Origin of the sequence: Aldersonia sp. NBC_00410 (genome assembly GCF_026342035.1) — a bacterium.
Lineage (GTDB): Bacteria > Actinomycetota > Actinomycetes > Mycobacteriales > Mycobacteriaceae > Aldersonia.
Genome location: NZ_JAPENM010000008.1, coordinates 329,513 through 350,235 on the forward strand (window position 1 = coordinate 329,513; position 20,723 = coordinate 350,235).

Sequence of the window (20,723 nt, forward strand, 5' to 3'; positions counted from 1 at the left end):
ATCGTCGACGGAAAGTTCGCGTACAGCTCAGATATCGAGCCCGCCGCGCTTGACCAGCTGCTTGGCGATCACGCCCTGCTGAATTTCGTTGGTGCCCTCACCGACGATCATCAGTGGAGCGTCGCGGAAATAGCGCTCGACGTCGTACTCGGTCGAGTAGCCATAGCCACCGTGGATGCGCACCGCGTCGAGCGCGATCTCCATCGCCGCCTCGGAGGCGAACAGCTTGGCCATGCCGGCTTCCATGTCGACGCGGGCGCCGGTGTCGAACCGCTCGGCGGCATCGAGCAGTAGCGAGCGAGCCGCGTACAGCTTCGTCCCCATATTGGCGAGCATGTTGCCGACGGACTGGTGCTTCCAGATCGGCTGACCAAAGCTCTCCCGATCCTGGGCGTACTGCAGGGCGTCGTCGAACGCGGCGCGCGCGACTCCGGTGGCACGCGCGGCCACCTGCAGGCGACCGGTCTCCAGTCCCTTCATCATCTGGGCGAAACCACGGCCTTCCTCGCCGCCGAGCAACGCATCGAGTGGCACTCGCGCATCGGTGAAGTTCAGCTCACAACTCTCCACGCCTTTGTAGCCGAGCTTGGGCAGGTCCTTCGAGATGGTGAATCCGGGGACCTTCTCGACCAGCAGGATCGAGACACCCTTGTGCGCCGGCTCTGCCTGCGGATCCGTCTTGCACAGCAGCGCGATCAGCCCGGAGCGACGCGCGTTGGAAATCCATGTTTTGCTGCCGTTGATGACGTAGCCGTCGTCCTCGCGACGCGCGACGGTCCGCATGCCCTGCAGGTCGGAACCCCCGCCGGGCTCGGTGAGCGCCATCGTCGCACGCAATTCCCCGGTTGCCATGCGGGGCAAGTACTTCTGCTTCTGCCCCTCGGTGCCGAACGTGAGAAGCAGTTTGGCCACCACCGTGTGCCCGCCCATCGCACCGGCCAGGCTCATCCACCCCCGCGAGAGTTCCTCGGTGACCTGCACATAGCACGGCATCGACACGCGCCCGTATCCGTACGGCTCCGGGATGGCCAGGCCGTAGATGCCCATCTCCTTCATCGCCTCGATGAGCGCCTCGGGGTACTCATTGGCGTGTTCGAGGTTGTGAACGACCGGCCTGACCTGCTTGTCCACGAACTCACGGACGGTCTTGACGATCGTTTCTTCTTCCGCAGTCAGCGCAGACATGAGGTTCCTTCGGAGCTGGCGACTAACTCTATGGAAAATATTCTATAGAGCAATCGGGCTGATGTCACCCCGGGGCACGCAACTCAGCCGTCGAAGGTATGTGCCGTCACCAGCGTCGTCAGCCGGTTCTCATTACCGGAATCGCGCACCTCGACCCGCCCGACCCGACCGCGCAGATTCGCGGTCGCGACCACCGGCCCGACCCGCGCTGCCTGCAGGTAGCGCAGGCCGAGGAAGCTCAGGCTCCGGCCCGGCGTCAGCGACAGCACGGCTTCCTCCGCCGCCAACGCAAGCAGGCCGCCGTTGACCGTGTTCGAGGCATTCAGTCCGTCCTCGGTGCGCGGCAGGGTCGCCACGCCCGGACTTCGCCGCTCGCAGCCGGCGCGCTCGGCGAGCGGCACGGCGAGTCGCTGCCGCGAGGGTGGAAGGTCGACGCTGAGGCCGTCCGGAAGTTGCAGATCCGGATCGGGAGCCACCATGAACGACGCGGCGCCGAACGCGATCGGCTCGCCGTCCACGGTGAACTCCATCTCCGCGACGAACACCGACCGGCCGATCTTCGCCGTCCGGCCGATCGCCACGACCGCACCGGCGGCCGGCGCAGGACGGTAAAGGTTGACGTCGAGTTCCAGCGTCACCGGCACCCGAGGTCCCATCACGACGGTGGCCAGCAGACCCGCGAGCATGTCGGCCCAGATCGCCAGAATCGAGGTACGCAGTTGGTTCGTCCCCGGCACGTGCATCTCGGGCGTAATGACGGCCGCCCCGTGCAGATCATCACCGACCTTGCGCGTGGTGAAACCGAGCTCTCGCAGGATGTGGATGCGTTCTTCCCCACCGGGTTCTTCCAGGCCGCGTTCTCCCAGGCCACTACCCACCGCTGTCCTCCTGCATCGAAGGCCCTGTCAGGACCGTCTCGACCCTATGACACCGGGGATTGCGCCGGGTGTGCCCCGCGCCTATGGGAGGTTCGCCGCCGTGCGGCGCTCAGATCGCTTCGAAAGGGTCGCCCTCCAGCGCGATCGATTCGCGATTGTCCGGTCCGACCGGCACGTCGCCGACGAGCGTGATGCGGTAGAGCCGCCGGTCGTCGTCGGTGGTGAGATCGCGCGGCGCAAGATGGACGGTGGAGCGGTTGTCCCAGAAGGCAATCGAGCCGGGCTCCCACCGGAATCGCACGGTGTATTCCGGGCGCGCGAGTTCCTCGTAGAACAGTTCGAGCAGGCGGCGACTCTCGTGCGGGGACACGTCCGCGATGTGGCTGGTGAAGCCCGGGTTGACGTAGAGCGCCTTCTCGCCGGTCTCGGGGTGCACACGCACCACCGGGTGCTCGCTGAGCAAGGGACGCTGCTCCACCCGGCGCAGGTAATCCGCCGTGGGCTTCGCGCCTGCGCCCGGGCTGAATCGGTGTACGGCCCGCAGTCCGTCGGCGAGTTTGCGCACGGGCTCGGAAAGACCGGCGTAGGCGGCCACCGTGTTGGCCCACTGGGTGTCGCCACCGTAGGCGGGCAACACCTCGGCGCGAAGGATGGATGCCGCCGGCGGGTTCACCGCGGCCGTGACGTCGGCATGCCAGCCTGGCCGGTCGTATCCGGAACTCTGTGCGACGCGTGCCTTGAATCGGTCGCGGAAGATGGGGTAGATCGTCGGATAGTCCGGGTCCGGAATCGCGTCGAACAGCGGGTGCGCGGGCGTCGGCGCGCCGAAGTACTGCGCGAAACGCAAATGCTGAGCGTGGTCGAGGAACTGGTCCCGGAAGAAGACCACCTTCCATTGCAGCAAGGCGTCGCGGATCGCCGACACCTCGTCGGCGGTGAGTTCGGAGCCTAGGTCGATCCCGCGAATTTCCGCGCCGGTGTGACCGGACTGCGGGCGTATCTCGATTCGGGTCGCGGCCTGGGTCATCCTCGGTCTCCTTCGATGCGGCAGTAGCGTTCCAGCGGGTAACACTGCCGCCGGACCACCGTGCAGACAACGCTTCCGCTCACCGCGATCGGGAGAGTTGGCACCTCGCCGCGAATGGAAGATTCGGTGCGTTGGACGGGGTGAACGGAATCGTTCACTCCGCTGAACGCACCAAATCTTCCGTTCACACTGGGCGGCGACGGGCGGCCGCCAGATCGTCGGACTACGGCGCGGGCTCGGCGGTCTGCGGTCCGAACTCGTTGGCAACGACGGAAACGACATCCGCGGGGAAGCCACCGCGCCGCGCGTGTTCGCGCACGGCAGCTTCGTCGTCGGCCTCGTGGATGCAGTAGATCTTGTCGCCGGCGACGTAGCTGGTGATCCACCGATACGGAACTCCGAGCGAGTCGACGGTGGCATTCGATGTCTGGGCGATCCCGGCGAGTTGCGCCTCCGTGAGGTCCTGGGCGTCGGGAATCTGTCGCTCGATGATGAAGCGCTTCATGGCTCTCTCCTGTTTCGTGTCGGTGTCGCAGATGCGCTAGAACTGGTTCCCACTCTGGGGCGACGGTCGCGGATCCTCATCGGGAGAAGCTGCCCATCTTCACGTCCGGCACACGCCAGGACCGCGAGGCCGCGCGCAGTTTCCGCTGGTCGGGCCGTCGGCGTGCCGGTACCATTCCAGGGTGATCCTCGCCGAGCGCGGGCATGAGCTCAGCGAACTCGAGACATGGGCAGCCAAGGCCCGCGCCGGACACGGCGGAGCGGTTTTGGTCTGCGGCGAATCCGGTGGGGGCAAAACAGCATTCGTCGAGACGTTCATCGAACAGGCCGGTAACGACGTCCGTGTGCTGTGGGGTGCCTGCGATCCACTCTCGACACCCCGGCCGCTCGGCCCACTCCGCGATCTGGAGGACCGCTTCGACGCGGGCACTCGAGTGCTGCTGCGCGGCGGCGAGCAACCCTACGAGATCTTCGCCGCCGTCTTCGATGACCTCCGGACACAACCGACGATTCTGGTGGTGGACGATCTGCACTGGGCCGATCAGGGCACCATCGACCTGTTTCGGTTCCTCCTGCGACGGGCTCCGCATACACACCTGCTGCTGGTCGGGATCGCTCGCGACGACGAGGTGGGCGTGACGCATCCGCTGCGTGGGCTGCTCGGCGACGTCGCGCGGTCCGCGCACGCACAGTCACTCACCTTGCCGCCGTTGAGCCCGGACGCGGTGGCCACCCTCGTTGGCGATCGGACGGTCGACCCGACGTGGCTGCACCGGGTCACTGGGGGCAACGCGTTCTTCGTATGCGAGATGCTCGACCACCGCACCGGCGAATTGCCGACCACCGTGCGCGACGCCATCCTCGCGCGCACCGCCGGCCTGGATGCCGAGTCCTGGGATCTGCTCAATCTGCTGACCTGCGCACCGGGCGCGATCGCAGATCACCTGCTCACCGACCTCGGCGTCACCTTGCCCGCGCTCCGGTCACTCGACGACGCCAAACTGATCAGGCGAGACGATCGTGGGGTGGCCTTTCGTCACGACTTGTGCAGACTTGCGATCACCAGCGTCATCCCGCCCGGTGCCGAACCGGGTCTGCACCGTCGTTTCATCCACGCCCACCGAGCGGCGTCACATGCGGATCCGGCGGTCATCACCCACCATGCGCTCGGTGCCGGAGACCGGGACCTGGTCACGACCGCCGCTGCGGAGGCCGGCCGCGCGGCGACCCGCTCGGGTGCGCACACACAAGCGACCGAGTTCTTTCGAATTGCGTTGAAAGAGGGCGATTTACCGAGCGAAGTCGAGGCGGAGCTGCTCGAACTCCTCGCGACCGAGTACTACCTCACCGACTGCCTCGACGAGGCGATCGCGGCGTGCCGGCGCGCGAAGCACCTGCGCGAGGCAATGCGCGCAGACGTCGCCGTGAGCGCCGACCACCACTCGTTGGCGGTCTACGAGTGGTACAACGCCAACCGCGCTGTCGCCGACGACCACGTCGCAACCGCGATTGCCGTACTCGAAGACCGCGCGGAATCGGATGAACCACAGCTTCTTACGCAATTGGGGCATGCCTTCGCGTTCCAGGCGTTCCTCGCCGTCCAGTCGAGTCGTCTCGATGCCGCGACGCGGCTACTCCGGCGCGCACGCGAAATCGCGGGCAGGGCACACGATCCCCTGCTGAATGTCCGCATCGACGTTGTCGGCGGAGTTTGCGAAGTGCTCACCGGACACGAGGTTGCCCGGGACGAGTTGCTGGAAATGCTCGGAGCCGGCCCACGTCTCATCAACGAGACCTACTCCAGCGGATACACCGCGCTGAGCTACTTCGACGTCGAGCAGCGGCGCCTCCGCGCCGCCACCGAACTCCTCGACGTCTGCCTTCCCCTCATGGTCGAGCACGACTTGCCGATCTGCCATGTCGTGCAACTCGGTTCGCGTAGTCGGCTGAAATTGCTCGTCGGCGACTGGGACGGCGCGCTCGTCGACGCCGATGCGGTCCTGGACAGGCCCAGCGCCCCGCTCGCTCATACGTGGCCGTTACTCATTCGCGCGCTCGTATCGCTGCGCCGCAGCGGCGACGACCTCGGCGGGATCGATGCGGCCTGGCGACTCGCGAACCGCTTCGGCGAGCCGGTGCGCATACTGCCGGTCGCAGCGGCGATCGCCGAGAAGTCATGGTTGACCGGCGTGCTCGATGCGCGCCTCGACGAGTGCCGTTCGCTGCTCACCACTGTTCCGGTCACCGGACTGGAATGGTCACGGGCCGAGCTCGCGACCTGGTTGTGCCGCGTCGAAGGCACCGCGACCACCGACACCCCCGATACGGCAGCGGCAGAGCCGTACCGGCTGCTCGCGAGCGGGAAGTTCGAGGCCGCGGCCGGGGCCTTCGATGACCTGTCGACCCCCTACGACGCGGCACTCGCGATGGTCGACTCCGGCGATGCCGAACTCCAATACCGGGCCCTCGATCTGCTCGACCGACTGGGCGCGGACGCCGTTGCCGCCAAGGTGCGCCAAGACCTGCGAGCGCGCGGGGTGCGGAGTGTGCCGGCGCCGCGGCGAGCGACCACGCTCGCCAATCCCGCCGGCCTGACGACTCGGCAGATCGAGGTTCTACGCCTGCTCGAGAACGGCCTCACCAACGCCGAATTGGCTGAGCAACTGTTCCTTTCGGTCAAGACGGTCGATCACCACGTGTCGGCGATCCTGACCAAGCTGCAGGTGAGCAAACGACGCGACGCGGTTCGCCGCGCCAGGGAAATCGGCATTCTGCGCTGAGTTCGGACCCCCACTCGAGCCGAACTCCCCCTGCTGTTCCACGCCCAAATAGGGAGGTTTCCCCGATGTGGGGATGCCGTGCGAACCCGGATCCTGAAGGCGTCGGAAACACCAGGACCGAGGAGCGATCTCCCATGAGCATCACCAACGATTCCGTACGGACGTCGGCCGACCAGGACGCCGACCGGCAACTCAAGGCCAAGCATCGGGCGCTGTGGGCGTCGGGTGACTACCCCGCCGTCGCGGCGGAGATCATTCCGGCGCTCGGACCCGAGTTGGTCCGGGCCTGCGGGATCGGGCCGGGACACCACGTCCTCGACGTCGCCGCCGGGTCGGGCAACGCCGCGATTCCGGCCGCGGCCCTCGGTGCGACAGTCACCGCGAGCGATCTGACACCCGAACTCTTCGACGCGGGCCGCGTCATCGCGACCCGACGCGGCGTGACGCTGGACTGGGTCGAGGCCGACGCGGAGAAGCTGCCGTTCGAGGACAACTCTTTCGACGTCGTCATGTCCTGTGTCGGGGCAATGTTCGCGCCGCACCATCAGGCGACCGCCGACGAGTTGGTCCGGGTGGTTCGGCCGGGCGGAACCATCGGGATGATCAACTGGACACCCGACGGGTTCATCGGCGACCTGTTCGCGACCATGAAGCCCTACGCGCCACCGCCACCGGCCGGCGCCAGCGCGCCCCCGCTGTGGGGCAGCGAGGACCATGTCCAGAAGTTGTTCGGCGACAATGTGCTCGGCCTGACGACCCGACGCCAGCACGTACCGATGGACCATTGCGCCACGCCGCTGGAGTTCCGTGAGTACTGGAAGCGCAACTACGGCCCGACAATTGCGGCGTACAAGTTCAATCAGGATCGACCCGAGCGGGTTGCCGAACTCGACCGCGATTTCCTGGAGATGCTCACCCGCTGGAACGAGGCCACGACACCCGGCGAAACCGCGTATCGGTCCGAGTATCTGTTGGTCACCGCCACCAAGCGGTGAGCATTGCGTCGACACGCGACCTGCCCGACCGCGTGTCGGCGTCGGAGCCGTGGCACCGGGTACGCCGGCGTCAGCGCTGCATCGCTGCCGGCGGCCACTCCTGCTTCCGCGAGATCCGGTAGTGCAGCACGAGAAACGGGAAACCAAACACCCAGAACGCATGCTCGGCACGTAGCTCATCGCCATCGACGTACACGTCGAGTTCCTCGGCGAAGCCGTTCACCTCGACCGCAGTCAACTCGCGGTTGCCCGGGTCGATATAGGCGAGGTAGTGGCCGGGGTGCTCGAGCTCGCTGCGGCTCGTCAGCACCAATCCACCACCGCTGCGTGCGCGTGGCAGCAGAGTGGCGGTGAAACTGCCTTGGGGAACGGGGAATCCGACGCTGACATACCCACGTTCCTCGTGCCGGTAGGTCGTGTAGATGCCGATATAGATCGGCTCGTCGGTATCGGCAAACGACCGGATCCAACCGCGGACCGCCACCGTATCCTCGCCGGGCGGTGTGATCGTGTCGATTCGGCTGCGGATGCCCCGCTGGGTTGCGCGCTGATTCATCGGCACGTTCGCCTGCCCGAGTGGGCGCGCCACCAACGATCGGTAGAGCAGATAGCCCGGCCGGACCCAGAGGCGCCACTCCGGCTCGATGTCGAGCCGAAACCGCGTGGTGTGCTCGTAGAACTCGCGCACTCTCGGATCCAGAGCGGCCGGTTCGAACTCGGGACCGGCGAGATCGTCCATCGACGCGACGATCCCCGCGTCCGCCGCGTCCTCGACGTAGTCGCCACCGATCTGTTCGGCGAGCTCTCGTACGTAACCCGTTCCAACATAACGGGATCGGGCCTCGCGAGGTACGACGAACGGCAGGTCTCGAGCGGCTACTCGGTCGGCGAGCAGGCTCACCTGCGCATCACGGAACAGCAACGCCGACAGCGTGCGGTACGCCACCATGGTGCCGCTCGCGACAGCCGCTCCGCGCAACGGCACCCGACGCGCTGCACTGCCGAGAGCAGCGCCCAGGGCAGGTCCGAAAAGCACCTTCTGCGGTCGTACTCCCAGCGCGCCACCGAGCGCGCCCGCACCGGTGGCCACGACCACAGGCCCGGCACCGGCCCGGTCGGCCGCCCATCCGAGCGGTGCGATCAGTGCGGCGCTGGTGGCGATTCGCTGCCAGAGCGCCGGCAACTCACCCGGACGTTGCCGGGCCCGCGCGATCCGTTCCGACGTTGCCAGCGCCGCGGCCCCCGCCAGCGCCCCGATCCCTGCCGCTTTCGGCCCACGGTGACCGGTGAGTGCGGCACCCGCGACGGCGCCAATGGCGGCGGCGGAGCCGACCGCGACCCGAAGGTCGGCCGGTCCGCGATCTCGCGCTGTCATGGTCGCAAGCTACCGCCCGACCGGCGAATGCGTGGCGAGTACGTTGTGTCGAATCAAGTTGTCCACACGTTGGCGGTCGGCTCGACCACGAATGACCAACTTGCGGTCGGCCGACTCCTCCACTGGATGCGTTGCGATGCTGAGCGATTACGTCGCCGGTCCCTCCCCCGTCGCGCCGCCTTCGTCGGTCCAGTCGGCTCGGTCGTCGGCGCCCTTGCCGGGGTCGCTCTCGACGTCGTCGTCGGCGCCACCCGGTGAGGTGGCGACGTCCTCGGTGTCCGGGTCGGGCGTCGGCACATCACGCGGTGGGCTCTCGGGATCTCCTGGGCTACTCATGTCAGGAAGGTGCCCGCTGCGAGATACAGGGAAACCCGCCCGCAGTGCCCGGCTTCCACCATTTGAAGTCGCGCTCGTACTGTTCCGCGCGCCCCGGGGTGTGCTTTCCTGGGCGTGCGATCGGCGAATTCCCGGTACGTTGCGGGGCAGGCCCAAATCGAGCAGCGCGTGATGGTTGGTTACCGACGATTGTGAGGGAATGCATGACGGTCGCGGACACGGTGGCGCCACTGGTGCACGCAGCGGTGGGTTCGGAAGTTCCGCTGCGCATACGTGGCTGGGACGGAAGTGTGCACGGACCTTCGGAAGCTCCGTGGCAGTTGAACCTCGTCAACCGGCGTGGCTTGCGACGGTTGCTCTGGGCACCCAACGACCTCGGCTTCGCGCGCGCGTACGTGTCCGGCGACATCGACATCGAGGGCGACCTGCTCGCCGGACTGGACGCCTTGGAGCGTGTCTCGGATCCGAGCCGTGGGCCCGGCGTGCGCATCGACGCGCAGACGAAGAAGGCGCTCGTGATCGCGGCGTTGCGGCTGGGAATCATTGGGCCGCCGCCGAAGCCGCCCGCCGAAGAGGCGAAGCTCGCGCGCGGGAACAGACACGAGAAGGCGCGGGACGCAGCCGCGATCAGCCACCACTACGACGTCGGCAACGACTTCTACCGACTCGTGCTCGGCGAGTCGATGACGTACTCCTGCGCATACTGGCCGCACCACGACGTCGATCTGGAGCAGGCGCAGTTCGCCAAGTGCGATCTGGTGGCCCGCAAACTCGGGCTCCGCGCGGGCATGCGAGTCCTCGATGTCGGCTGCGGGTGGGGCACCTTCGCGCTGCACGCGGCACGCAACTACGGGGTCCAGGTTGTCGGCGTCACCCTGTCCCACGAGCAGGCCGACTACGCCCGAAAGCGGATGGTCGAGGAGGGTGTGGGCGAGTCGGTGCAGATCCGCGTCCAGGACTACCGCGACGTCGACGACGGCCCCTACGACGCGATCTCGAGCATCGGCATGGCCGAGCACGTCGGCGTCGCGATGCTGCCGCGATATTCCGCCGACCTGTTCGCCCTGCTCGAGCCGGGCGGCCGGCTGCTCAATCATGCGATCTCACGACGCCCGGGCAAACCGAACACGTTCTCCAAGACGTCGTTCATCGATCGATATGTGTTCCCCGACGGCGAGATCGAACCACTCTCGACGATGATCGAAGCGCTCGAGGGCGCCGGCTTCGAGGTTCGCGACGTCGAGTCGCTGCGCGAGCACTACGCACTCACCCTGCGGGCCTGGGTGGCGAATCTGGAGGCGAACTGGGACCAGGCGGTGCGACTCAGCAGCGCCGGCCGGGCGCGGGTATGGCGGATGTACATGGCCGGCGCCGCCTTGAGTTTTTCGGGCAACCGGCTTGGGATCAACCAGGTGCTGGCTGTCAAATGCGCCGAGCGGGGGCGCAGCGGCATGCCGGCCACGCGCACCGAACTACTGCGATCCAGCGCACCGGATTCCTGATTCCGGCGCCTACCGCTTGTTGAGCTGGCCTGCGTCGACGGGAACGACCGTACCGGTGACGTAGCGGGCGTCGTCGGAGACCAGCCAGGCGATGGCGTTGGAGACGTCGATCGGTTCGATGAGGTCTACGGGCATCGCGTTGGAAAGCGCACGGGCCAGTTCCGGGGCATGTTCCATGATGGCCTTCAGGTCCCCGTCACCGGCCATCGGCGTCCGGACCGCCGTCGGGGCGACACTGTTCACCCGGATATTGTGCGGCGCAAGGAAGTTGGCCCAGGACCGCATGAGCCCGATGACGCCGTGTTTGGCCGCCGTATAGCCGAGAAAGCCGGCGGTGGGAATGCCGACGCCGATCATTCCGCCCGTGGAGCTGGTCAGCACGATCGACCCACCCTGGCCTCGTTCCAGCATCGACGGGATTGCGACGCGACCGGTGTTCCACACACCCTTCAGATTGACGCCGACGACCTCGTCCCATTCCTGGTCCTCCGACGCAGCGGCCCCACCCGCACCGATACCGGCATTGGCCAGGACGATATCCACCGGACCGAGCTCGGCAACGCCCTCCTCGAAGGCTTGTCTGAGCTCGGAGACATCGCGCACGTCGGCCCGAGCGGTGTAGATGCGCCGATCGAGCTGTTCGACCTCTTTCGCGGTTTGCGCGAGTTCCTCCGCGGTGCCCATCGGGTACCGCACAGTGTCGAGCTGAGCACAGATGTCGATGGCGATGATGTCGGCGCCTTCCTGTGCCAACCGGATGGCGTGGCTGCGGCCCTGCCCGCGGGCCGCTCCGGTGATGAAGGCGACCTTGCCGTCGAGCTTTCCCATACCTTCTCCTCGTCGAGTGGTGAAAAGCGTTGGTGGATTGGGGTTTCGAACAGATCTGTCGAGTCAGCCGACGATGAGCGGCAGGGTTTCCCAGCCGCGTACGGTGGAGGTCGGCGACAACGCGACCTGGTCCCAGTCGACGTCCCACCGTGGGAAGCGCGCGAGAAATTCCTCCATCGCCACTCGTGCCTCGAGTCGGGCAAGCGAGGCGCCCAAACAGAAGTGGGTACCGAGACCGAAAGTCCGCATATTGGTCATGCGTCGGTGGATGTCGAATCGGTCGGGCTCCGACCATCGACCGTCGTCTCGGTTTGCCGAGGCGATCAGGATCATCATGACGCTGCCGGCGGGCACAGTGCTTCCGTGCAGCTCCACGTCGGCCGCGACATATCGGGCAATCGCGTGGCCCGTCGGTTCGAACCGCAGCGTCTCCTCGATTGCGTTCGGAATCAACTGCGGGTTGTCGACCATCTCGGCGCGCTGGTCGGGGTGCTTCGCGAGCAGCGTACCCAACCAGCCGATCAGCCGAGCTGTGGTTTCATTTCCCGCACCCGCCACGACGGCGACGTAGGTCAGAATTTCCTGCCGGGTCAGCGTTCGCGTCACACCCTCGGTGTCCACGAATTCGGCTCGCAGCAACTCCGTCATCAGATCGTCGGACGGGTGATCGGCGCGCCAGTCGATATATTCCGCGAAGTCGTCGGTGTGCGGAATCGCCTTGTCGGCCACCTGCATTTGCTGTCCGGGCACGGTGCGCAGATTCGCGTCGGTGTTGGCCCGGACCGCCTCCTGGTCCGACTCCGGTATGCCGAGGAGCATTCCGATCGCGCGCATGGGTATCTCGTTCGCGAACTCCGTCATGAGGTCGAAACGATCGATCCCGGCGAGCCGGTCCAGAGCCCGGGTGCACATCGCCCGGATCTGCGGCTCTACCGCCATGATCCGGCGTGGTGTGAACACACTGCTGAGCAGCGCGCGGTGGATATCGTGTGCCGGCGGATCCTCCATCAGCAATGTGCCCGGCGGAATCTCGACGCCCGACTTGATGATTTCCATAATCGGGCCGCGTGCCGAGGAGAAGGTCTTCCAGTCCAGTAGTGCACGGTCGACGTCGTCGTAGCGGCTGAGGGCGTAGAAGTCGTGGACATCGTTGTAGTAGAGCGGCGCCTCTGCGCGCAGCCGTCGGTAGGCCGGGTACGGATCACGCGCAATATCGCGGTCGAACGGATCCCAATACGCCGAATCTCCATGGCTTTCCGGAGAAACTCCCTCGGCCGGTTCTGCGGGGCGATCTACCTGTGTTTCGGGCATGCTGCATCCTGCTTCCTGGCGTGGTTTCCAACGCCCCTGACGGTGTTTCGCATGATCACGACGCGTGGGTGGCTTGGTAGCCGGACGCCAGCCAGAACATGGTCCGGTCGATCGCGGGAAGGATGTCGGTCGCCGCGATCTCGCCGGCCGCGAAGCGCCCCATCAGTCCGTAGATCAAGCTGCTCAAAATCGCGTACAGGTCGTTGATGAAATCCAGGTCGACGCCCTCCAATACCGCCATCGCAGCTGGAAATACGGCGTCGATACCGTGATCGACCAACCTTGCGCCTTCCGCCGACGCGCGTGCGCGAAAATATGCGGCAAGTAGTCTGGGATTGCGCTCCCAGGGTTCGAAGATCGGGCGCAGGACGCGCATCAGCGCGACGTGCAGTGATTCGCCGGGCCGGACGGGGTGTTCGGGCAGATCGCCGTAGCAGTGCTCCGCCATCCACCAGTCCAACGCCGCGAGAATGAGTTCGTCGCGTGTGCCGTACAGCTTGTAAATCTTGGTGAGCGACACTTTTGCTTGCCGGGCCACTTCACGGACTTGTATTGCCTCGTAGCCCTCGACCTCGAGTAGTTCCAGCACGGACGCACGAATGCGTTGCTCACTGCTGCCGAGTGCTGATTCCATGACGGCCTCGTCGAACGCCGGCATTCCACCGCCTCTCTCGGAGCGGTGTATCTGCCACTCCATGCTGCGGTAATCAAATTACCACGTGATCTGAGGCACACAATAGGCTGGAAGTGGTCGCGTCTCGGCGCGCACGGTTTCCCCGGCAGTGGGGTGTTCGGGGTGATACTTCTGACGCATGAAGGCCGTCGTGTACGAGCGGTACGGACCACCCGAGGTGCTGCGGCTCGACGAAGTCGATCGGCCGCGACCCGGCGACGACCAGGTATTGATCAAGGTGCACGCGGTCTCGGTGAATGCATCGGACTGGGAGACCATGCGGGGCAAGCCGATGTACTCGCGAATCGGCGGGCCGCTGCGGCCGCGGTTTCGGATCCTGGGATCCGATGTCGCCGGGAGGGTCGAGGCTGTTGGCAAAAGCGTCACGAAGTTCGCGCCCGGCGATGAGGTATTCGGCGACAACCTCGCCCTGATGGGTGGTTTCGCCGAGTATGTCTGCGCGCGTGAGCAGGCGGTGGCCGCCAAACCGGCGGGCTTGTCATTCGAACAGGCCGCGGCCATCCCGCAGGCCGGCGTGATTGCCCTACAGGGGATACGAACCAAGGGGCGCGTCCGGTCGGGCGAACGAGTGCTCGTCAACGGCGCGGGCGGCGGTGCGGGCATGTTCGCGGTGCAACTCGCCAAGCTCGCCGGTGCACACGTCACCGGAGTCGACAACGCCGGCAAACACGACTTCATGCTGTCACTGGGCGCGGACGACGTTATCGACTACGCCCGAACGGATTTCACCAGGACCGGCGAGCGTTACGACGTCGTGCTCGATCTTGCCGGGCATCTCGGTGTCGTCAACTATCGGCGCGTCCTGGCACCGAACGGACGCTACCGGTACGTCGGCGGGTCGGTCCCGTCCCTGCTGCAGGTACTGCTATTCGGACCGCTGCTCGGGCGCCGGGCGGGCAAGGAGATACGTCTGCTCGTCGTGCGACAGAACCCGCAGGACCTGCTCACCGTCGCCGAACTATGCCAGGCGGGCACTCTTGTGCCGGTCATCGACCAGCGGTATTCGCTCGACGAGGTTCCGCAGGCACTGCAACGCCTGGGAGAAGGCCGCGCCAAAGGCAAGTTGGTGATCACCTCGACGGAGTAGCTTGACAGGCACCCAACCTACCGGCCGGGGGAGATCGGAGCGCAGCGAGTTGCATCGGTTACCACGGAGCGCACGACGAAGGATGCGGCGAATCGCCTTGACGCTCGCCATCGTCGGTACGACGGCGCTGGGCGTCGGGTCCGTCGGCGCTGCGCCGCTGGTCCAGCACCGCGTCCCGGCCGCGGCGCAGGTCGACCTCAACGTGTACTCCCCCGCCATGAATCGTTTCGTGCCCGTACGTGTGCTGCGCCCCGCCGACACGTCCGCCCCCCGCCCTACGCTGTACCTACTGGACGGGGCCGGCGGCGGCGAGACCGGGTCAGGGTGGCTGGACCGGACTGACGCCGCGACATTCTTCGCCGACAAGAACGTGAACGTGGTTCTACCGCTGGCCGGGCGGGCGAGCTATTACACCGACTGGCAGCACGATGACCCGATCCTGGGACGCAACAAGTGGACGACATTCTTGACCAGAGAATTGCCGCCGGTAATCGATGCGACACTCGGCACTAGCGGGCGCAATGCGATAGCCGGCCTGTCGATGTCGGCGATATCGGTGCTGAATCTCGCCATCGCGGCGCAGGGTCTCTATCAGGCGGTCGGTTCGTACAGCGGCTGCGCGCGCACGAGCGACCCTGTGGCGCAGGCCTTCGTCACATCGATGGTGGTCAGTTACGGCGGCAATCCGTTCAACATGTGGGGTCCGCCGTCAGATCCGGAGTGGGCGGCAAACGACCCGACGTTGCATGCGGATCGCCTACGCGGGACGCAGCTGTATGTGTCGGCGGGGACCGGTTTGCCCGGTCCGCACGAATCTTTGGGCGACCATGACGTGGCCGGCAACCCGATCGCGCTGGTCGATCGTGTCGTCGTCGGCGGCGGGTTCGAATCGGTGGTCGACGACTGCACGCACCGACTCGCTGCCGCGCTGGGCGCAGCCGGCGTACCCGCGCGCTTCGATTTCCGGCCGACCGGTACGCACGCGTGGGGGTATTGGCAGGACGCACTGCACGAATCGTGGCCGATGATGGCGGCCGCCATCGGGGCCTGAGCAATTCATCAACCGCCGCTCGAATCGGACATTCCTTGCAGACCAGTGTATTTCGTCCTCGGCCTGCGACAGTGGCGCGAAGTCGATTTCAAACCCAAGTTGCGCGCAAGGTGACTACAATGTAGCTGGTCCCACCGCCGAGAAATCGGCGGATTTCGCCACTGAAAGCCCTGACCGGCTATGCGCGAACGTTGTACAGTGCCGCCCATACCCACCCGGTCCTGCTTCGTGGCGTCGATGTATGTGCTGATTGTTTGAACCTCGTTTCGGCGGTGAATTCCACCAACGCCACCGCGGCACCCACAGGGAGAGGACGGATTGCGATGACCGTTCGTCTTGATGTTCGAGCCGAGCGTGAGCGGATGGCGCGCGCCTACCGCCCGGGGCAACACGTGCCCGATTTCGCCTATAGCAGCGACGAGGACGCACTGTGGTCGCGTGTTTTCGCGACGCTGTCAGCCATGCATCAGCAGCTCAGTTGTACCCAATATCGTTTGGCCGCCCGATATGTCGGGTTGCCCACCGGTCGGGTACCGCAACTGAGTGAGGTCTCGGGCACGTTACGGTCGTTGACCGGATTCGCGCTTGCTCCGGTGATGGGCGCCCTGCCGGGCCGGCTGTTCTACCCCCCGCTCGCCGACGGCATCCTCAGATCGACCCCCGATCTACGCCCGGTTGCGGAGCAATCGTTTTCGCCTGATCCCGACGTCATTCACGAGTTGGTCGGACACGCGGTGATGCTGGCCGATCCGGACTTCGCAGACATGTACCGCTGGTTCGGACGAGCGGCCAAAAACGCCACCTCGGACGAGGTGCTGACGGCGATCGCGAAGTTGTTCTGGTTCACCATGGAGGTCGGTGTGGTGACCGAGAAGGGTCATCCGCGAGCGTGTGGCGCAGCCATCCTGTCCTCGGTCGCGGAACTGGAGTCCTTTGCGAATGTGGAGTTGAGGGACTTCCGGATCGATGATGTCATCGTCAGCGACATCGACGACAGTGTTTGTCAACCGGTCCTTTTCGTCGCGGAATCGGTCAGCCGAATGAAAGATGAAGTAAAGCGTTTTCTCGATTCGAGCGCAGGCGCGTGACACTGCAGTCGCCGCCCAACGCTGAGGAACAACGGTGCTAGACCTGTCGAGAACGGTGCCTCGAAATGGCAGCGCAACACCGGATCTGGGCACCTTCGGACTGTCCGTCGCACAGTCCGAGCTGTGGCTGGCCCAACAGCTTCACCCGACAGTGCCGTTTTCGGTCTCCCAATACACCGACCTGCACGGACCTCTCGACCGCGAACTGCTCCAGCAATGCACCCAGCGGGCCGGGCGAGAATTGCAGTCACCGGACCTGCGATTTGTCGTTGTCGGCGGCCGGCCCCGGCAGTATGTCGACCATGACCTGCAGGCCCGATTCGACTGCGTCGACGTGAGCGATCACCCCGACCCCGATCACGCCGCGCAGGTACGGATGAGCCAGGACCGACAAGCCGGCATCGACCTGCTGGGCCCCGATGTGTCCCGGACGGTGCTGTTCACTCTCGGCCCCGACCGACACCGCTGGTACGCGCGCAGCCACCACATCGCAGTCGACGGCTTCGGTGCCGCGCAACTTTTGCAGCGAACGGCCGAATTGTATTCCGCGGCAATCGAAGGCCGGCCTGCACCACCGTGTCGCGCCGTGCCCCTGACCGAGATTGTCGCGGCCGAGCGACGGTATCGATCCGCACCGCGGTTCGTCGCCGACCGCGAGTACTGGGGTGCCCAACTCGCCGGCCTGAATCACGTAACCAGGCTGAAGGATCGGTACGCAGCGCCGTCGGCATGGCCACATGTCACGCACGCGACTGTCGCCCCAGAGGCAATGGCGCAGCTCGACGCCGCAGCCGGCCGGTACGGCACCGGCATGACCGAGGTCCTCGTCGCGGCGGTGATGGGGTTCCTGGCGCGGATGACCGGTGACAGCGATGTCACGGTGTCGCTGCCGGTCGCTGCCCGCACCACCGGTGGACTACGGCGATCGGCGGGCATGGTCTCGAACGTGGTGCCGTTGCGCGTGCGGGGCGTAGCGGACCGGACAGTCGGAGACCTCGTTCGACAGGTGCGCATGGGCATCATCGGGGCGCTGCGCCACCAGCTGTATCGGCACGAAGACCTGCTCCGCGACCACGGGCCAGGGCTGGCCGGTCGAAGTGGCTACGGTCCGCTGATCAACGTCCTCACGCTGCCCGACAGCATCGGCTTCGGTGCCGCCCGAGGGCGGGCGCACCTGCTCTCGGCCGGGCCGGTGGAGGATTTGACGGTCAACTGTTTCCGGTTCGGTGCTGAGCCATTCAGCATCGACTTTCATGGCAACCCGGCGCTGTACCGGGCCGATGAGCTGGATCGGTATCGGCAACAGTTCATGGACTGGTTATCGCGTTTCCTGTGGGCGGCGGCAGAGGAGAAGGTGTTCGCCATCGTCGCCGGCGAACGGAGCATCGCAGGCCCCCAGCACCGGCACCGGCCGCGGTTGCTGCCGGAATTGCTCGCGACCGGCATCGGTGGCGGTGAACGGATTGCGCTGAGCGGGCAGGGCAGGTCGGTGTCGTATCGCGAACTCGACGAGCTGTCTGCGCAGTGGGCGCGCGAGCTGATCGCGCACGGCGCCGGGCCCGAACGTGTGGTCGCGGTGGCATTGACCCGGTCGGTGGAATCGGTCATAGCATTGTGGGCGGTCGCAAGAGCGGGTGCGGTGTTCTTTCCCGTGAATCCCACCGATCCGCCGGCGCGGGTCGCGAGACTGATCGCCGATTCGCAGGCGGCGCTGGGGATCACCCTCGCCGAATGGCGCGCACCGCTGCTCGGCACGACGGTCGATTGGTTGGTGCTCGACAGCGACGAGTTCACCCGCGCCGCCGCGTCACATCCGGTCGACACGGTGACCGACGCGGAGCGGTTGCGGCCGCTGCGTGCCGCTCATCCGGCCTATCTGATCTACACCTCGGGGTCCACCGGCGAGCCCAAGGGTGTGCTGAGTACTCACGCGGGCCTGACAGCACTGAGCGACGAACTGCGCACCCGTGGTCGAATTCACCCGGAATCGGTGGTGCTGCTGGCACATTCACCCTACTGCGACGCGTCGATGCTCGAATACCTCTCCGCATTCGCGTCCGGGGCGAAGCTGGTCGTCTTGTCGCCGGATATCGTGGCCGGCGAACGACTTTCGCAGGTGATCGAGCACGATGCGATCACCCATCTGAACGTCACGCCGACCATTTTGGCGACGCTCGACCCGCACCGATTGCCGTCGCTGCAGACCGTCACCGTCGGCGGAGACAAATGTCCACCGGCACTGGTGGACCGCTGGGCCACCGGGGTGCCCATGTTCAACTCCTACGGCCCGACCGAAGCCACCGTGGTGGTGACACACTCCGACCCACTGTCCCCCGACGCCGAGGTGACGATCGGCCGGGCACTGCCCGGCGTGCAGATGCTCCTACTCGATGCCCGACTGCGCCTCGTGCCGCGCGGTGCCCGCGGCGAACTGTATCTTGCCGGTGACGCGTTGGCGCGCGGGTACCTGGGGCGGGCCGCGATCACCGCACGGTATTTCGTCGCGAACCCGCACGGGCGCACGGGAAGCAGAATGTATCGCACCGGTGACGTGGTGCGCGAGCAACCGGACGATCAGCTGGAGTTCCTCGGACGAAGCGATGTCCAGATTTCGTTGCGCGGGCAGCGCATCGAACCGTCCGAGGTCGAACGCGCGCTGGCCGCAGACGAGGCGGTCGATCAGGCCGTGGTGCGGATCTGGAAGTCCGAGACACTGGGCGACCGGTTGATCGGCTACGTCGTCGCCGCGGACCCGGAGCACTTCGACCGCACCGCCGTGTTGGCGCGGTTACGGACGGTGTTGCCACCAGGAATGATTCCGGCCGCGCTGGTACCGCTGGCTGCGATACCAATCAATCCGAGTAGCGGCAAGACCGATCGATCGGCGCTGCCCGACCCTAAGCTGCTGGCGCGTCCGGCATTCCGACCGCCACGATCTCAGATCGAGCGCACCGTTGCAGATGCGATCGCCGAAGTGACCGGCCAGCCGCGTATCGGGCTGAACGACAACTTCTTCGAGCTCGGCGGCAACTCGCTGCTGGGAGTGGACCTGTGCCAGCGACTCTCGGAGCGGACCGGCACCCCGGTGGCGATGTCGTGGCTGTTCACCCCGACGGTGCGAACCCTGTCCGCCGCAATCGAATCCGCGGCCGTCTGCGCAACGAGCGAGGTGACAGTCGCCGGTTCGGCGCTCGAAACGATCCTTCCGTTGCGTGGCAACGGTTCCGGGACGCCGTTGATCTGCCTACATTCTGCCGTGCCATTGTCATGGTGCTACACCGGCTTGCTGCAATACGTCACCGACCGGCCGATCTACGGACTACAGTCCCCCGCCATCGCCGCTGGATCGCCACGGTGCCGGACCGTCGAGGAATTGGCCGAGGTGTATCTGCACGAACTCATCCGCCTGCAACCGCAGGGGCCGTACCACCTGTTGGGATGGTCACTCGGCGGTCAACTCGCGCACGCACTTGCAGTCGGGCTGCGTGCTCGTGGTCACGACGTTGGGTTGCTCATCATGCTGGACAGCGTGGCATTTGCCGACGGCGCACCGCCGCCGCAGCCGCCGACCGTGCGCGATCTGGTCACCCACCTGCAGGGCGATGAGTCGGACGTCGCAGACAACCGTCCGCTGACTCTCGACGAAGCTTTCGACCTGCTCGCGCACACGGGTGGGCCGGGCCGCGGACTGACCCGCCAGCAGCTCGAACGCCTGTACCAGGGATATGTCGACTGCGTTGGCATGTCGGCGCGTTATCGGCCCACACACCATCATGGGGACCTGCTGTACTTCTCGGCGCGCAAAGGCATTACCGGCGAACTCACCGGCGACATATGGCGACCGTACGTATCCGGAGAGATCACCGAACACTCCGTCGACGTGGTCCATGCCCAGATGACCACTCCCGAGGCGCTCGAGGTCATCGGGCCGGTCCTGGATACCGAATTGAAACGGCGACAACACGACTACCGGGCAGGGGAGGCGATATGAGCAAGCATTTCGCAGCGATCGTGGCATTCACCGTGTCGGTGGCTTCGTCGGTTCTGCTGGCCCGGCATCGACAACGATTGCTTGGGTTGCA

Annotated in this window: 16 protein-coding genes; 7 read left to right on the top strand and 9 right to left on the bottom strand. The window is 66.0% G+C overall.

What is annotated here, in order from left to right:
* Positions 1 to 27 precede the first annotated feature (27 nt).
* From OG921_RS19880 to OG921_RS19895, 4 genes are all read right to left on the bottom strand, one after another.
* Complete coding sequence (locus OG921_RS19880; protein ID WP_266114238.1) at positions 28 to 1,185, bottom strand: acyl-CoA dehydrogenase family protein; 1,158 nt, start codon at positions 1,183 to 1,185, stop codon at positions 28 to 30.
* 83 nt (positions 1,186 to 1,268) lie between these two features.
* Positions 1,269 to 2,063 (bottom strand): hotdog domain-containing protein, encoded by a 795-nt coding sequence (locus OG921_RS19885; RefSeq protein WP_266114239.1) that lies wholly within the window; start codon positions 2,061 to 2,063, stop codon positions 1,269 to 1,271.
* Between the two features lie 109 nt (positions 2,064 to 2,172).
* Entirely contained in the window at positions 2,173 to 3,090 is a 918-nt protein-coding gene (locus OG921_RS19890) for a TauD/TfdA family dioxygenase (protein WP_266114240.1), read from the bottom strand.
* A 223-nt stretch (positions 3,091 to 3,313) separates the two neighbouring features.
* Positions 3,314 to 3,595: a DUF4242 domain-containing protein gene (locus tag OG921_RS19895; RefSeq protein ID WP_266114241.1), complete on the bottom strand. Its 282-nt coding sequence runs from the start codon at positions 3,593 to 3,595 to the stop codon at positions 3,314 to 3,316.
* A gap of 181 nt (positions 3,596 to 3,776) precedes the next feature.
* Here OG921_RS19895 and OG921_RS19900 point away from each other — a divergent pair, with 181 nt between their 5' ends.
* Positions 3,777 to 6,374, top strand: coding sequence for an AAA family ATPase (locus tag OG921_RS19900; protein WP_266114242.1), 2,598 nt, complete (start codon positions 3,777 to 3,779; stop codon positions 6,372 to 6,374).
* 134 nt (positions 6,375 to 6,508) lie between these two features.
* Positions 6,509 to 7,369, top strand: a complete 861-nt coding sequence (locus OG921_RS19905) for a class I SAM-dependent methyltransferase (RefSeq protein ID WP_266114243.1) — start codon at positions 6,509 to 6,511, stop codon at positions 7,367 to 7,369.
* A 70-nt stretch (positions 7,370 to 7,439) separates the two neighbouring features.
* On the opposite strand, the gene OG921_RS19910 is transcribed toward OG921_RS19905, so the two are convergent.
* The gene (locus OG921_RS19910; RefSeq protein ID WP_266114244.1) at positions 7,440 to 8,744 is read right to left on the bottom strand and encodes a hypothetical protein; all 1,305 of its coding nucleotides are present in this window, start codon (positions 8,742 to 8,744) and stop codon (positions 7,440 to 7,442) included.
* A gap of 147 nt (positions 8,745 to 8,891) precedes the next feature.
* Positions 8,892 to 9,080 (bottom strand): hypothetical protein, encoded by a 189-nt coding sequence (locus tag OG921_RS19915; RefSeq protein WP_266114245.1) that lies wholly within the window; start codon positions 9,078 to 9,080, stop codon positions 8,892 to 8,894.
* Positions 9,081 to 9,283: 203 nt separating this feature from the next.
* Here OG921_RS19915 and OG921_RS19920 point away from each other — a divergent pair, with 203 nt between their 5' ends.
* Positions 9,284 to 10,582 carry a cyclopropane-fatty-acyl-phospholipid synthase family protein gene (locus OG921_RS19920; protein ID WP_266114246.1) on the top strand — a complete coding sequence of 433 codons (1,299 nt, stop codon included), beginning with the start codon at positions 9,284 to 9,286 and terminating at the stop codon, positions 10,580 to 10,582.
* Positions 10,583 to 10,591: 9 nt separating this feature from the next.
* Here the strand turns inward: OG921_RS19920 and OG921_RS19925 are convergent, their stop codons facing one another.
* The 3 genes from OG921_RS19925 to OG921_RS19935 all read right to left on the bottom strand — a co-directional run bounded on the left by OG921_RS19925 (position 10,592) and on the right by OG921_RS19935 (position 13,355).
* Positions 10,592 to 11,410, bottom strand: coding sequence for a mycofactocin-coupled SDR family oxidoreductase (locus tag OG921_RS19925; protein ID WP_266114247.1), 819 nt, complete (start codon positions 11,408 to 11,410; stop codon positions 10,592 to 10,594).
* A 63-nt stretch (positions 11,411 to 11,473) separates the two neighbouring features.
* On the bottom strand, positions 11,474 to 12,721 hold the full coding sequence (locus OG921_RS19930; RefSeq protein ID WP_266114248.1) for a cytochrome P450: 1,248 nt from the start codon (positions 12,719 to 12,721) through the stop codon (positions 11,474 to 11,476).
* A gap of 55 nt (positions 12,722 to 12,776) precedes the next feature.
* A complete protein-coding gene (locus tag OG921_RS19935) occupies positions 12,777 to 13,355 on the bottom strand; it encodes a TetR family transcriptional regulator (RefSeq protein ID WP_266114282.1) in 579 nt (192 codons plus the stop codon).
* 178 nt (positions 13,356 to 13,533) lie between these two features.
* Here OG921_RS19935 and OG921_RS19940 point away from each other — a divergent pair, with 178 nt between their 5' ends.
* The 4 genes from OG921_RS19940 (at position 13,534) to OG921_RS19955 (ending at position 20,632) form a co-directional block, all read left to right on the top strand.
* Positions 13,534 to 14,502: an NAD(P)-dependent alcohol dehydrogenase gene (locus OG921_RS19940; RefSeq protein ID WP_266114249.1), complete on the top strand. Its 969-nt coding sequence runs from the start codon at positions 13,534 to 13,536 to the stop codon at positions 14,500 to 14,502.
* Positions 14,503 to 14,584: 82 nt separating this feature from the next.
* Positions 14,585 to 15,553 carry an alpha/beta hydrolase family protein gene (locus OG921_RS19945; RefSeq protein ID WP_266114250.1) on the top strand — a complete coding sequence of 323 codons (969 nt, stop codon included), beginning with the start codon at positions 14,585 to 14,587 and terminating at the stop codon, positions 15,551 to 15,553.
* 191 nt (positions 15,554 to 15,744) lie between these two features.
* Positions 15,745 to 16,641, top strand: coding sequence for an amino acid hydroxylase (locus OG921_RS19950; RefSeq protein WP_266114251.1), 897 nt, complete (start codon positions 15,745 to 15,747; stop codon positions 16,639 to 16,641).
* 34 nt (positions 16,642 to 16,675) lie between these two features.
* Positions 16,676 to 20,632: an amino acid adenylation domain-containing protein gene (locus OG921_RS19955; RefSeq protein WP_266114252.1), complete on the top strand. Its 3,957-nt coding sequence runs from the start codon at positions 16,676 to 16,678 to the stop codon at positions 20,630 to 20,632.
* The last annotated feature ends 91 nt before the right edge of the window (positions 20,633 to 20,723 follow it).

What these genes read in the sequence shown, in the direction of transcription:
- OG921_RS19905 (WP_266114243.1), top strand. Translation starts at nt 6,509, where the DNA reads ATGAGCATCACCAACGATTCCGTACGGACGTCGGCCGACCAGGACGCC.
- OG921_RS19945 (WP_266114250.1), top strand. Translation starts at nt 14,585, where the DNA reads ATGCGGCGAATCGCCTTGACGCTCGCCATCGTCGGTACGACGGCGCTG.
- OG921_RS19935 (WP_266114282.1), bottom strand. Translation starts at nt 13,355, where the DNA reads ATGGAATCAGCACTCGGCAGCAGTGAGCAACGCATTCGTGCGTCCGTG.
- OG921_RS19930 (WP_266114248.1), bottom strand. Translation starts at nt 12,721, where the DNA reads ATGCCCGAAACACAGGTAGATCGCCCCGCAGAACCGGCCGAGGGAGTT.
- OG921_RS19890 (WP_266114240.1), bottom strand. Translation starts at nt 3,090, where the DNA reads ATGACCCAGGCCGCGACCCGAATCGAGATACGCCCGCAGTCCGGTCAC.
- OG921_RS19915 (WP_266114245.1), bottom strand. Translation starts at nt 9,080, where the DNA reads ATGAGTAGCCCAGGAGATCCCGAGAGCCCACCGCGTGATGTGCCGACG.
- OG921_RS19940 (WP_266114249.1), top strand. Translation starts at nt 13,534, where the DNA reads ATGAAGGCCGTCGTGTACGAGCGGTACGGACCACCCGAGGTGCTGCGG.
- OG921_RS19925 (WP_266114247.1), bottom strand. Translation starts at nt 11,410, where the DNA reads ATGGGAAAGCTCGACGGCAAGGTCGCCTTCATCACCGGAGCGGCCCGC.
- OG921_RS19920 (WP_266114246.1), top strand. Translation starts at nt 9,284, where the DNA reads ATGACGGTCGCGGACACGGTGGCGCCACTGGTGCACGCAGCGGTGGGT.
- OG921_RS19895 (WP_266114241.1), bottom strand. Translation starts at nt 3,595, where the DNA reads ATGAAGCGCTTCATCATCGAGCGACAGATTCCCGACGCCCAGGACCTC.
- OG921_RS19910 (WP_266114244.1), bottom strand. Translation starts at nt 8,744, where the DNA reads ATGACAGCGCGAGATCGCGGACCGGCCGACCTTCGGGTCGCGGTCGGC.
- OG921_RS19880 (WP_266114238.1), bottom strand. Translation starts at nt 1,185, where the DNA reads ATGTCTGCGCTGACTGCGGAAGAAGAAACGATCGTCAAGACCGTCCGT.